This window comes from Stutzerimonas kunmingensis, from assembly GCF_014764705.1.
Lineage (GTDB): Bacteria > Pseudomonadota > Gammaproteobacteria > Pseudomonadales > Pseudomonadaceae > Stutzerimonas.
In genome coordinates this window covers 22687-34784 of the sequence record NZ_JACXXG010000038.1, presented here as the reverse complement: position 1 = coordinate 34784, position 12098 = coordinate 22687, and the positions used below count along the sequence as shown (strand labels likewise).

The 12098-nt window shown below is 57.0% G+C and carries 11 protein-coding genes, 4 tRNA genes and 1 rRNA gene; all 16 read left to right on the top strand.

All coding sequences use genetic code 11. The annotated features are described in order from the left end of the window. Positions 1-116 (top strand): 5S ribosomal RNA (gene rrf, locus IEG05_RS20265). A gap of 119 nt (positions 117-235) precedes the next feature. Beyond that, on the top strand, positions 236-1183 hold the full coding sequence (birA, locus tag IEG05_RS20260) for a bifunctional biotin--[acetyl-CoA-carboxylase] ligase/biotin operon repressor BirA (RefSeq protein ID WP_191122627.1): 948 nt from the start codon (positions 236-238) through the stop codon (positions 1181-1183). Further along, positions 1180-1917 carry a type III pantothenate kinase gene (locus IEG05_RS20255; RefSeq protein WP_041015744.1) on the top strand — a complete coding sequence of 246 codons (738 nt, stop codon included), beginning with the start codon at positions 1180-1182 and terminating at the stop codon, positions 1915-1917. Before birA ends, IEG05_RS20255 begins: the two co-directional genes overlap by 4 nt. Before the next feature lie 24 nt (positions 1918-1941). Continuing rightward, positions 1942-2613 (top strand): SPOR domain-containing protein, encoded by a 672-nt coding sequence (locus IEG05_RS20250; RefSeq protein ID WP_191122626.1) that lies wholly within the window; start codon positions 1942-1944, stop codon positions 2611-2613. A 141-nt stretch (positions 2614-2754) separates the two neighbouring features. Then, positions 2755-2839, top strand: a tRNA-Tyr gene (locus IEG05_RS20245). Positions 2840-2864: 25 nt separating this feature from the next. Then, positions 2865-2938 (top strand) — tRNA-Gly (locus IEG05_RS20240). A gap of 26 nt (positions 2939-2964) precedes the next feature. Beyond that, positions 2965-3040, top strand: a tRNA-Thr gene (locus IEG05_RS20235). Positions 3041-3124: 84 nt separating this feature from the next. Then, the gene (tuf, locus tag IEG05_RS20230) at positions 3125-4318 is read left to right on the top strand and encodes an elongation factor Tu (RefSeq protein WP_014821633.1); all 1194 of its coding nucleotides are present in this window, start codon (positions 3125-3127) and stop codon (positions 4316-4318) included. A 51-nt stretch (positions 4319-4369) separates the two neighbouring features. After that, positions 4370-4445, top strand: a tRNA-Trp gene (locus IEG05_RS20225). 42 nt (positions 4446-4487) lie between these two features. Then, the gene (gene secE / locus IEG05_RS20220) at positions 4488-4856 is read left to right on the top strand and encodes a preprotein translocase subunit SecE (protein WP_014821639.1); all 369 of its coding nucleotides are present in this window, start codon (positions 4488-4490) and stop codon (positions 4854-4856) included. A gap of 9 nt (positions 4857-4865) precedes the next feature. Next, positions 4866-5399 (top strand): transcription termination/antitermination protein NusG, encoded by a 534-nt coding sequence (gene nusG, locus IEG05_RS20215; RefSeq protein WP_191122625.1) that lies wholly within the window; start codon positions 4866-4868, stop codon positions 5397-5399. A gap of 110 nt (positions 5400-5509) precedes the next feature. After that, on the top strand, positions 5510-5941 hold the full coding sequence (gene rplK / locus IEG05_RS20210; RefSeq protein ID WP_003280820.1) for a 50S ribosomal protein L11: 432 nt from the start codon (positions 5510-5512) through the stop codon (positions 5939-5941). Then, on the top strand, positions 5941-6636 hold the full coding sequence (rplA, locus tag IEG05_RS20205; RefSeq protein WP_023445635.1) for a 50S ribosomal protein L1: 696 nt from the start codon (positions 5941-5943) through the stop codon (positions 6634-6636). Before rplK ends, rplA begins: the two co-directional genes overlap by 1 nt. Positions 6637-6827: 191 nt before the next feature. Next, positions 6828-7328: a 50S ribosomal protein L10 gene (gene rplJ, locus IEG05_RS20200; RefSeq protein ID WP_003280824.1), complete on the top strand. Its 501-nt coding sequence runs from the start codon at positions 6828-6830 to the stop codon at positions 7326-7328. A gap of 74 nt (positions 7329-7402) precedes the next feature. Further along, complete coding sequence (rplL, locus tag IEG05_RS20195; protein WP_003293014.1) at positions 7403-7771, top strand: 50S ribosomal protein L7/L12; 369 nt, start codon at positions 7403-7405, stop codon at positions 7769-7771. Positions 7772-7984: 213 nt separating this feature from the next. After that, positions 7985-12055 carry a DNA-directed RNA polymerase subunit beta gene (gene rpoB, locus IEG05_RS20190; protein WP_014821636.1) on the top strand — a complete coding sequence of 1357 codons (4071 nt, stop codon included), beginning with the start codon at positions 7985-7987 and terminating at the stop codon, positions 12053-12055. Positions 12056-12098 lie beyond the last annotated feature (43 nt).

Below are 12098 nucleotides of genomic sequence, written 5' to 3'. Positions count from 1 at the left end.
CTTGACGACCATAGAGCGTTGGAACCACCTGATCCCTTCCCGAACTCAGTAGTGAAACGACGCATCGCCGATGGTAGTGTGGGGTCTCCCCATGTGAGAGTAGGTCATCGTCAAGCTCCTTTCCCAAACCCCCGACCCGCGTAAGCTGGTCGGGGGTTTGCTTTTGGGCGATTTAAAGACTGTGATAGGCACCTGTCGTTGGTGTCGCTATCATTCGGCCTCTTTTGGGGGTGGCATGTATAGGCTGTTAACGTTGCTTCAGGATGGGCGCTTTCATTCGGGGCGTGAACTGGGGGAGGCGCTCGGCATAAGTCGCAGTGCGGTCTGGAAGCACCTGCAACGTATTCAGGCTGACGCAGCGCTTAACCTCTATAAAGTCCCCGGGCGTGGGTACCGCTTGGCGGAACCTCTTTCGCTGCTCAATCATGAGGCGCTCGCGCCGCAACTGGAGCAGATTGGGTGGTCGCTGCATCTTTACGACTCGATTGACTCTACTAATGCTCAGGCATTGCGGCTCCTGCAGATCGTGCCACCTCCTTTTTTGGTTCTTGCAGAGGCTCAGTCTGCTGGTAGAGGGCGGCGCGGTCGTAGTTGGGTGAGTCCTTTCGGGCAGAACCTTTATTGCAGCTTGGCTATAAAGGTGCAGGGCGGTGCTAGTCAGCTTTCTGGTATGAGTCTGGTGGTCGGGCTGGCGGTAATGCAGGTGCTACATCAAGTCGGCATCTCGCAAGCGGGCGTCAAGTGGCCTAACGACGTATACGTTGATGGCCGCAAGATCGCAGGGATTCTGCTTGAGCTGACTGGCGACCCGGCGGATGTATGTCACGTAATTATCGGCATCGGCATCAATGTCAATATGATTGAGGCGGCGGGAATAGATCAGCTTTGGACATCCGTTAAAGAGCATGCAGGTATGGTTGATCGAAACGAGTTGCTGCTGATATTGGCCGCCACCCTTAGACAAAATTTGGAGCGGCATGCCCAGGTCGGGTTTGCCGCGATGAAGGGTGAGTGGGAAGCTAACCATGTCTGGCAAGGCCTGAAATGCACGCTGAGTACCGGGTCTCAAGATTGCTCGGGCACGGTCTTGGGCGTCGATGATCAAGGCGGGCTCAGGATGATGATTGATGGGGGTGTGCGCTCCTTCAGTGGTGGTGAGCTAAGTTTGAGGCTTGATCAATGATTCTCGAGCTCGACTGTGGCAATAGCTTGATCAAATGGCGGGTGTTGCAAGTAAGCGGTGATGTTGCGGCTCAGGGCGCTTCTGTATCGGCCGTGGACCTCCTTAGTGCGCTCTCTGGCCTGACTGGCGTAAAGATTGAGCGTGCGCGGCTAGTCAGCGTTCGTAGCGATCTCGAGACTGAAGAGCTGTGTTCGTGCATCTCCAGTGCATTGTTCATTGACGTACAGCGCGCTCTACCAGCGCCTCGGCTTGGTGGCGTAGTGAACGGGTACCTCGAGTACGACCGTTTAGGGATGGACCGTTGGTTGGCCATGGTTGGCGCGTTCCAGTTGGAGCGCCGGGCAATGGTGGTAATCGACCTGGGGACGGCGGTCACGGTTGACTTCGTTGATGCAGAGGGCGGCCATCTGGGGGGCTACATTTGCCCAGGGATTTCTCTCCTTAGGCAGCAGTTGACTACCCATACCCGACGCATCAGCTATACGGCAGAAGAAATTCCAATGATGCAAGGTGAGCCTGCGCCTGGGCGAAGCACCGTCCAGGCGGTTGAGCGGGGTTGCTTTCTGATGCTGCGTAGTTTTGTTGCTTCGCAAGTCCTGGCGGCCAGCGACTATCTGGGGGCTGACTTTGTAATCTACTCCACCGGTGGCGACGCAACGCTGATCGACGATATGGTCGGGGTTAGGCGGGTTCCGGATCTGGTCTTTCGCGGGCTGGCGATTGCTTGTCCCTAGCGTCACATAGAAGGTCGAGCCTGCATGCGTTGGTTATTTTTCCTGTTGGTGCTGTTGAACGTATTCTTCTGGGTGCAGCATCAGTATCAGTCACCCGTGCGCATCAAGGAGGTGGTGCCTCTTGATGCTTATGACCGGCCGAAGCCCAACATCACTCTGCTTAGTGAATCCTCTCCTTCGAGCCGTAAAGACGCTGGGCAGCCGGCGTCGTCCGGCGGTGGCTGCCTATTTCTGGGTGGCTTCGATGAGGAGTCGCCTGCGCTTTCCTTGGAGCAGCGGCTTTTGAGCTTGGATATCCAGTCGGAAATACGACGGATAGATAGCGAGGTCGGCGTGGATTATTGGGTGTATCTGCCGCCGCTCGCTTCCAGGCAGGCTTCCCTGCGGCAATTGCGCGAGTTGCAAAGCCGTAATATTGACAGCTACATCATTACCGTTGGTGACTTGGCTAATGGCATTTCACTGGGCATCTTCTCCCGAAAGGATTCGGCAGAGGGCGTAGTGGCGCGCTTAAGCGAGGTTGATTATTCGGCGCTGGTGCGTGAGTTGCCGAGGATGCACTCCAAATACTGGGTGCAGGTGAGCGCCGCTAGTCGTGATCAATTGGGTGATGGGGTCATGGGAAGCTTGAAAGCAGACATGCCTGCCCTGCAATTTCGCCATATGCCCTGCACTGGCATTGCATCTTCTCAATAGTTTAAATAGAATGGCGCCCGCTTCGCCGTGGGGAATCCAAGATTCCTTGGCAAGGCGGCTGTCAGTAAAGCTAACCTCAAGATTTTTATGAGGAAAAGCTTGACAGTAGGGTGGCAAGTGATGAAAATGCCGCCTCACTTTGGAGGGGTTCCCGAGCGGCCAAAGGGATCAGACTGTAAATCTGACGTCATAGACTTCGAAGGTTCGAATCCTTCCCCCTCCACCAGATTCAAGCGTAGGCTTCGGCGTTCGCGGGTATAGTTTAGTGGTAGAACCTCAGCCTTCCAAGCTGATGATGCGGGTTCGATTCCCGCTACCCGCTCCAGCTTCGGTGGTTGCGCAATGCGATTCGCTCATGTAGCTCAGTTGGTAGAGCACACCCTTGGTAAGGGTGAGGTCAGCGGTTCGAATCCGCTCATGAGCTCCAAACTCCAAAGGCAGATATGTATATATCTGCCTTTGTTTTAATGGTGGCGTGACTAGCTCAATTCAACGATGGGAGACGGTCTCGATGGCTAAAGAAAAGTTCGAACGTAACAAACCGCACGTCAACGTCGGCACCATTGGTCACGTCGACCATGGCAAGACCACTCTGACTGCCGCTCTGACTCGCGTGTGCTCCGAAGTTTTCGGCTCCGCTCGTGTCGACTTCGACAAGATCGATAGCGCGCCGGAAGAGAAGGCTCGCGGTATCACCATCAACACCGCTCACGTAGAGTACGACTCCAATGTCCGTCACTACGCGCATGTTGACTGCCCGGGTCACGCTGACTATGTGAAGAACATGATCACCGGTGCAGCCCAGATGGATGGTGCGATCCTGGTTTGCTCCGCTGCTGACGGCCCCATGCCGCAGACTCGCGAGCACATCCTGCTGTCCCGTCAGGTGGGTGTTCCGTACATCGTCGTGTTCCTGAACAAGGCCGACATGGTCGACGACGCCGAGCTGCTCGAGCTGGTCGAAATGGAAGTTCGTGATCTGCTGTCGACCTATGATTTCCCTGGTGACGACACGCCGATCATCATCGGTTCCGCGCTGATGGCGCTGAATGGCGAAGATGACAACGAGCTGGGCACTACTGCGGTCAAGAAGCTGGTCGAGACTCTGGATACCTACATCCCTGAGCCGGTTCGCGCCATCGACAAGCCGTTCCTGATGCCGATCGAAGACGTGTTCTCCATTTCCGGTCGCGGTACCGTTGTGACTGGTCGTGTTGAGCGCGGCATCGTCAAGGTTCAGGAAGAAATCGAGATCGTTGGTCTGCGTGATACCACCAAGACCACCTGTACCGGTGTCGAAATGTTCCGCAAGCTGCTCGACGAAGGTCGTGCCGGTGAGAACTGCGGCGTTCTGCTGCGTGGTACCAAGCGTGATGACGTCGAGCGTGGCCAGGTTCTGGCCAAGCCGGGCACCATCAAGCCGCACACCAAGTTCGAAGCCGAAGTGTACGTTCTGTCCAAGGAAGAGGGTGGTCGTCACACTCCGTTCTTCAAGGGCTATCGTCCGCAGTTCTACTTTCGTACCACCGACGTGACCGGTTCGTGCGAACTGCCGGAAGGCGTTGAGATGGTAATGCCGGGCGACAACGTGAAAATGGTTGTCACCCTGATCAAGCCGATCGCCATGGAAGACGGCCTGCGCTTCGCAATTCGCGAAGGTGGTCGTACCGTAGGTGCCGGCGTGGTTGCCAAGATCGTCGAATAACGATTGATCTGTTTGAAGCGGGTCGGCATAATAGTCGGCCTGACTCTTTCTAGGCCAGTAGCTCAATTGGCAGAGCGGCGGTCTCCAAAACCGCAGGTTGGGGGTTCGATTCCCTCCTGGCCTGCCATTTTCAATATCGAATTTGGCAGTCTTTACAAGGTTCTAGCAGATGAATATCAAAGCTGAAGCCAATGACGCGCGCTTCGATCTGGTGAAGTGGCTTGTTGTGGCTGCTTTGGTGGTGGTTGCTGTGGTTGGTAACCAATACTACTCCGCTGAGCCGATTCTCTATCGTGTCCTTGCAGTGCTGGCGATTGGCGTAGTTGCTGCGTTTGTTGCTTTGCAGACGTCCAAAGGGCGTTCGTTCGCTGTGTTGCTGAAAGAAGCGCGTGGCGAAATTCGCAAGGTCGTCTGGCCGACCCGTCAAGAAACCACGCAGACAACGTTGATCGTTGTTGTTGTTGTTTTGGTGATGGCGCTGCTGTTGTGGGGGCTTGATTCCCTGCTCGGTTGGTTGGTCTCCATGGTTGTTGGTTAAGGGTGTCTCGTGGCTAAGCGTTGGTATGTTGTGCATGCTTACTCGGGTTACGAGAAGCACGTCATGCGCTCTCTTGTTGAGCGTGTCAAGCTTGCCGGCATGGAAGATGAGTTCGGCGAGATTCTCGTTCCCACCGAAGAGGTGGTCGAGATGCGTAACGGGCAGAAGCGCAAGAGTGAGCGAAAGTTCTTCCCTGGTTACGTTTTGGTTCAGATGGAAATGAGTGAGGGTACTTGGCACCTCGTCAAGGATACTCCTCGAGTAATGGGTTTCATTGGTGGTACGGCTGACAAGCCGGCACCCATTGCCGATAAAGAGGCCGAGGCTATCCTTCGTCGCGTTGCTGACGGAAGTGACAAGCCGAAGCCGAAGACGCTCTTCGAGCCGGGTGAGGTGGTGCGGGTGGCGGATGGCCCCTTCGCTGACTTCAATGGTGTGGTTGAAGAGGTTAATTATGAGAAGAGTCGGATCCAGGTTGCGGTTCTGATCTTCGGTCGCTCTACGCCAGTAGAGCTGGAGTTCAGTCAGGTCGAGAAGGTTTAACTGAACGAAGCATCCCTCACCCCGCAGTTTCAGGCTGCGGGGTTTTGTCGTCACTGGGATAAATCAGTAATGGGGAGCCGAAAGGCGCTATAACCCGTAATGGAGTAACTATGGCTAAGAAAATTCAAGCTTACATCAAGCTTCAGGTAAAGGCCGGTCAGGCTAACCCGTCGCCGCCCGTTGGTCCTGCCTTGGGTCAGCACGGCGTAAACATCATGGAGTTCTGCAAGGCATTCAATGCCAGGACCCAGGGCCAGGAGCCCGGTCTGCCAACTCCAGTGATCATCACTGTATACAGCGATCGTAGCTTCACCTTTGAAACCAAGAGTACTCCGGCTGCGGTGCTGCTGAAGAAAGCTGCTGGTATCACCAGCGGTTCCGCTCGCCCCAACACCCAGAAGGTCGGCACCGTCACTCGTGCGCAGTTGGAAGAGATCGCCAAAACCAAGCAGGCTGATCTGACTGCTGCCGAAATGGAGGCTGCTGTTCGGACCATCGCTGGTTCCGCTCGCAGCATGGGCCTGAACGTGGAGGGTGTGTAATGGCTAAGTTGACCAAGCGCCAGAAGGCTATCGCCGAGAAAGTCGAAGCCGGCAAGCAGTACGCTTTCGAAGATGCCGCAAAGCTGTTGGCTGAGGTTTCGGCTGTTAAGTTCGCCGAGTCGTTCGATATCGCGATCAATCTGGGTGTTGATCCGCGTAAATCCGACCAGGTCGTTCGTGGCGCAACCGTTCTGCCGAATGGTACTGGCAAGAGCGTTCGTGTTGCCGTGTTCACTCAGGGTCCCGGTGCTGAAGCCGCACTGGCCGCTGGCGCAGATCGCGTTGGTATGGACGAGCTGGCTGCCGAAATGAAAGGTGGCGATCTGAACTATGACGTAGTCATCGCCTCGCCGGACGCCATGCGTGTTGTTGGTCAGTTGGGCCAGATTCTTGGTCCGCGTGGTCTGATGCCAAACCCGAAGGTAGGCACCGTAACTCCAGATGTCGCTACCGCCGTCAAGAATGCCAAGGCTGGTCAGGTACGTTTCCGTACCGACAAGAACGGCATCATCCATACCTCGGTGGGTAAGGTTGGTTTCGAGGCTGGCCAGCTGAAGCAGAACGTCGAAGCGCTGCTTTCGGATCTTAAGCGTCTGAAGCCGTCGACTTCCAAAGGTATTTACGTCAAGCGCGTGACCCTGAGCACCACCATGGGTCCGGGACTGGTCATCGATCAGGCTTCCCTGGAAGCGTAAGGCGACGGCGCCCCTTCGAGGGCGCCTGCAAAGATTGGGGTCCCTGCCTGGCGGGGGCTATCCAAGACCGTAGGCGGCGAAAGCCTTAAACCGCAAGCCTACGCAGAGGTGCTCCCGATTCGTACCGAATCAGACACCAAATCCAGTCCGGTTTCGACCGGATGAAACGGTAACATCCAGGAGTGTAACCCGTGGCAATCAAACTCGAAGACAAGAAGGCCATCGTCGCTGAAGTCAACGAGGCTGCCAAAGCCGCCCTGTCCGCTGTCGTGGCTGATGCCCGTGGCGTGACCGTGGGGGCCATGACCGGACTCCGTAAAGAGGCCCGCGAAGCTGGTGTTTACGTGCGTGTTGTACGTAACACCCTGCTGCGCCGCGCTGTTGATGGCACGCAGTTCGAAGTGCTCAACGACGTGTTCAAAGGCCCGACCCTGATTGCGTTCTCCAATGAACATCCGGGCGCTGCTGCTCGTATCTTCAAGGAGTTCTCCAAGGGTCAGGACAAGTTCGAGATCAAGGCCGCTGCGTTCGAGGGGCAGTTCCTCGCAGCCAACCAGATCGACGTATTGGCAACTCTGCCGACCTACGACGAAGCCATTTCTCAGCTGATGAGCGTTATCCAAGGCGCCACCAGCAAACTGGCTCGTACACTGGCGGCCGTTCGCGATCAGAAAGAAGCTGCTGCCGCGTAATGGCGTAGATTCTTTCGCAATCACTTTTTGAATTAGATGGCCGTAGGCCGTCACCTAATACAGGAACTAGAGTCATGGCTCTGACCAACGAAGATATCATCAACGCCGTTTCCGAAATGTCCGTGATGCAGGTTGTTGAACTGATCAAGGCAATGGAAGAGAAGTTCGGCGTGACCGCTGCTGCTGCCACCGTTGCTGCTGCTGGCCCGGCGGCTGCTGCTGTCGAAGAGCAAACCGAGTTCACCATCGTTCTGGCTGAAGCTGGCGAAAAGAAGGTCAACGTGATCAAGGCTGTTCGCGAGCTGACCGGTCTGGGCCTGAAAGAAGCCAAGGCTGTCGTTGACGGCGCCCCGGGCGTGGTCAAGGAAGGCGTTTCGAAAGAAGAAGCCGAAGCAGCCAAGAAGACTCTGGAAGAAGCAGGCGCCAAAGTCGAGCTCAAGTAAGCGACGACTTTGCGTCTACAGCCCGAGCGACTCGCGAAAGGCTGATGGCTGGTGGCTTTTGCCACCGGCCTTTTTCCGTTATGGAAAGTCAGCCCTGCTGGCTATTCCTCGGAAAGCCACTTTAGGGTGGTGCGAATCAAGGGATTCGCAAGATTTTCTGGCTGCTCCCGTCGGGAGAAGCCAACAAGCAGGTGACCAAGCTGGGGAACGCTGATGGCTTACTCATACACTGAGAAAAAACGTATCCGCAAGGACTTTAGCAAGTTACCGCACGTGATGGACGTGCCGTATCTTTTGGCCATCCAGCTGGATTCGTACCGCGAATTCCTGCAGGCGGGAGCGACCAAAGATCAGTTCCGTGACATTGGCTTGCATGCAGCCTTCAAATCCGTTTTCCCGATTATCAGCTATTCTGGCAATGCAGCGCTGGAATACGTCGGCTATCGCCTGGGCGAGCCGGCTTTCGATGTCAAGGAATGTGTCCTGCGCGGCGTGACCTTCGCCGTTCCGCTGCGCGTCAAGGTGCGCCTGATCATTTTCGACAAAGAGTCGTCGAACAAGGCCATCAAGGACATCAAGGAGCAGGAAGTCTACATGGGGGAAATCCCCCTGATGACCGAGAACGGTACCTTTATCATCAACGGTACCGAGCGCGTTATTGTCTCCCAGCTGCACCGCTCGCCGGGCGTGTTCTTCGATCACGACCGTGGCAAGACTCACAGCTCCGGTAAGCTTTTGTATTCTGCTCGTATCATTCCTTACCGTGGCTCTTGGCTGGACTTCGAATTCGATCCGAAGGATGCCGTATTCGTCCGTATCGATCGTCGCCGCAAGCTGCCCGCTTCGGTACTTCTGCGTGCTCTGAATTACAGCACCGAAGAAATTCTCGATGCCTTCTACGACACCAACATCTTCCATGTGAAGGGCGAAACCCTTGCGTTGGAGCTGGTGCCGCAGCGTCTGCGTGGCGAGATCGCCACGTTCGACATCAAGGATGAGAACGGCAAGGTCATCGTCGAGCAGGGGCGTCGCATCACGGCGCGTCACATCAATCAGCTCGATAAGTCCGGTATCAAAGAGCTTGAGATGCCGATGGACTACGTCTTGGGGCGCACCGTTGCCAAGGCGATCGTGCATCCGGCCACCGGCGAAATCATCGCGGAGTGCAACACCGAGCTGACGGTTGATGCCATGGCGAAGATCGTCAAGGCTCAGGTCGTTCGTTTCGAGACCCTGTACACCAACGATATCGACTGCGGTCCGTTCATTTCCGATACGCTGAAGATCGACTCGACCACCAACCAGCTTGAAGCGCTGGTCGAGATCTATCGCATGATGCGTCCTGGCGAGCCGCCAACCAAGGATGCAGCCGAGACGTTGTTCAACAATCTGTTCTTCGCCTCGGAGCGCTACGACCTGTCCGCTGTGGGTCGGATGAAGTTCAACCGTCGTATCGGTCGTACCGAGATCGAGGGTTCGGGCGTTCTGAGCCGCGAAGACATCGTCGCCGTCCTCAAGACCCTGGTCGATATTCGTAACGGCAAGGGCATCGTTGACGACATCGATCACCTGGGTAACCGTCGTGTTCGTTGCGTTGGCGAGATGGCCGAGAACCAGTTCCGCGTTGGTCTGGTCCGTGTCGAGCGCGCCGTCAAGGAGCGTCTGTCGATGGCCGAAAGTGAAGGCCTGATGCCGCAGGACCTGATCAATGCCAAGCCGGTTGCGGCGGCGGTCAAGGAGTTCTTCGGTTCCAGCCAGCTTTCGCAGTTCATGGACCAGAACAACCCGCTGTCGGAAATCACCCACAAGCGCCGTGTCTCCGCACTTGGCCCGGGTGGTCTGACCCGTGAGCGCGCCGGCTTCGAAGTGCGTGACGTACACCCGACCCACTACGGTCGCGTATGCCCGATCGAGACTCCTGAAGGTCCGAACATCGGCCTGATCAACTCACTGGCTGCCTATGCTCGCACCAACCAGTACGGCTTCCTGGAAAGCCCGTACCGCGTGGTCAAGGAAGGCGAGGTCACTGATGAGATCGTGTTCCTCTCGGCGATCGAAGAAGCCGACCATGTTATCGCTCAGGCCAGCGCCAAGCTGGAAGGTCGCAAGCTGGTCGACGAACTGGTTGCTGTACGTCACTTGAACGAATTTACCGTCAAGGCTCCGGAAGACGTGACCCTGATGGACGTGTCGCCCAAGCAGGTCGTTTCCGTCGCTGCCTCGCTGATTCCGTTCCTCGAGCACGACGACGCCAACCGCGCTCTGATGGGCTCGAACATGCAGCGTCAGGCGGTGCCGACTCTGCGTTCGGACAAGCCGCTGGTCGGTACTGGTATGGAGCGCAACGTGGCTCGCGACTCCGGCGTTTGCGTGGTTGCCCGTCGTGGCGGTGTGATCGATTCAGTCGACGCGAGCCGTGTAGTCGTACGTGTTCATGATGGGGAGGTCGAGACCGGCGAAGCGGGTGTCGACATCTACAACCTGACCAAGTACACCCGTTCCAACCAGAACACCTGCATCAACCAGCGTCCTCTGGTTCGCAAGGGTGACGTGGTGGAGCGTGGCGACATCATGGCGGACGGCCCTTCCACTGATATGGGTGAGTTGGCGCTCGGGCAGAACATGCGCGTCGCGTTCATGCCTTGGAACGGCTACAACTTCGAAGACTCCATCCTCCTATCGGAGCGTGTGGTTCAGGAAGATCGTTTTACCACTATCCATATCCAGGAACTGACCTGTGTGTCGCGTGACACCAAGCTCGGTCCAGAGGAAATCACCGCGGACATCCCGAACGTGGGCGAAGCTGCGCTGAACAAGCTGGACGAGGCGGGTATTGTCTACGTTGGTGCCGAAGTCGGCCCGGGCGATATCCTGGTCGGCAAGGTGACTCCGAAAGGCGAAACCCAGCTGACTCCGGAAGAGAAGCTCCTGCGCGCGATCTTCGGTGAGAAGGCGTCCGATGTGAAGGACACCTCCCTGCGTGTGCCGACTGGCACCAAAGGTACCGTTATCGACGTGCAGGTCTTCATCCGCGACGGTGTCGAGCGCGACTCCCGTGCGCTGGCTATCGAGAAGATGCAACTCGACGAGATCCGCAAGGACCTCAACGAGGAGTTCCGTATCGTCGAAGGCGCTACCTTCGAACGCCTACGCTCGGCTCTGGTTGGCGCGACTGCCGAGGGCGGTGCCGGCCTCAAGAAAGGTGCTGTCATCACTGACGAGATCCTTGATGGGTTGGAGCATGGGCAGTGGTTCAAGCTGCGCATGGCCGAAGATGCGCTGAACGAGCAATTGGAAAAGGCTCAGGCCTACATCTCCGATCGCCGTCAGCTGCTCGACGACAAGTTCGAAGACAAGAAGCGCAAGCTGCAGCAGGGCGACGACCTGGCGCCGGGCGTACTGAAGATCGTCAAGGTTTACCTGGCGATCAAGCGTCGCATCCAGCCGGGCGACAAGATGGCTGGTCGTCACGGTAACAAGGGTGTCGTCTCGGTCATCATGCCGGTCGAAGACATGCCGCATGACGCCAACGGCACGCCGGTCGACATCGTGCTCAACCCGCTTGGCGTACCGTCGCGTATGAACGTCGGTCAGATCCTCGAAACCCACCTGGGCCTCGCCGCCAAGGGCCTGGGCGAGAAGATCAATCTGATGCTCGAAGAGCAGCGCAAGGTCGCCGAGCTGCGCAAGTTCCTGCACGAGATCTATAACGAGATCGGCGGCCGTCAGGAAAATCTGGACGACCTGAGCGATCAGGAAGTGCTGGACCTGGCCAACAACCTGCGCAAGGGCGTTCCGATGGCTACTCCGGTATTTGACGGAGCCAAGGAGCGCGAGATCAAGGCCATGCTGAAGCTGGCTGATCTGCCAGAAAGCGGTCAGATGCAGCTGTTCGACGGTCGTACCGGCAACAAATTCGAGCGCACCACCACGGTCGGCTACATGTACATGCTCAAGCTGAACCACCTGGTCGACGACAAGATGCACGCGCGTTCCACCGGTTCCTACAGCCTGGTTACCCAGCAGCCGCTGGGTGGTAAGGCGCAGTTCGGTGGTCAGCGCTTCGGGGAGATGGAGGTCTGGGCGCTGGAAGCCTATGGCGCCGCGTACACCCTGCAGGAAATGCTCACGGTCAAGTCGGACGACGTGAACGGGCGGACCAAGATGTACAAGAACATCGTGGACGGCGATCACCGTATGGAGGCCGGCATGCCGGAGTCCTTCAACGTGTTGATCAAAGAGATCCGCTCGCTCGGTATCGATATCGATCTGGAAACCGAATAACCACGCACCGCCTGCGCGGCGCCCGGCACTGGCCGGGTGTCGC

Coding starts and splice junctions, on each gene's coding strand:
- birA (WP_191122627.1), top strand. CDS start 236: ATGTATAGGCTGTTAACGTTGCTTCAGGATGGGCGCTTTCATTCGGGG.
- IEG05_RS20255 (WP_041015744.1), top strand. CDS start 1,180: ATGATTCTCGAGCTCGACTGTGGCAATAGCTTGATCAAATGGCGGGTG.
- IEG05_RS20250 (WP_191122626.1), top strand. CDS start 1,942: ATGCGTTGGTTATTTTTCCTGTTGGTGCTGTTGAACGTATTCTTCTGG.
- tuf (WP_014821633.1), top strand. CDS start 3,125: ATGGCTAAAGAAAAGTTCGAACGTAACAAACCGCACGTCAACGTCGGC.
- secE (WP_014821639.1), top strand. CDS start 4,488: ATGAATATCAAAGCTGAAGCCAATGACGCGCGCTTCGATCTGGTGAAG.
- rplK (WP_003280820.1), top strand. CDS start 5,510: ATGGCTAAGAAAATTCAAGCTTACATCAAGCTTCAGGTAAAGGCCGGT.
- rplA (WP_023445635.1), top strand. CDS start 5,941: ATGGCTAAGTTGACCAAGCGCCAGAAGGCTATCGCCGAGAAAGTCGAA.
- rplL (WP_003293014.1), top strand. CDS start 7,403: ATGGCTCTGACCAACGAAGATATCATCAACGCCGTTTCCGAAATGTCC.
- rpoB (WP_014821636.1), top strand. CDS start 7,985: ATGGCTTACTCATACACTGAGAAAAAACGTATCCGCAAGGACTTTAGC.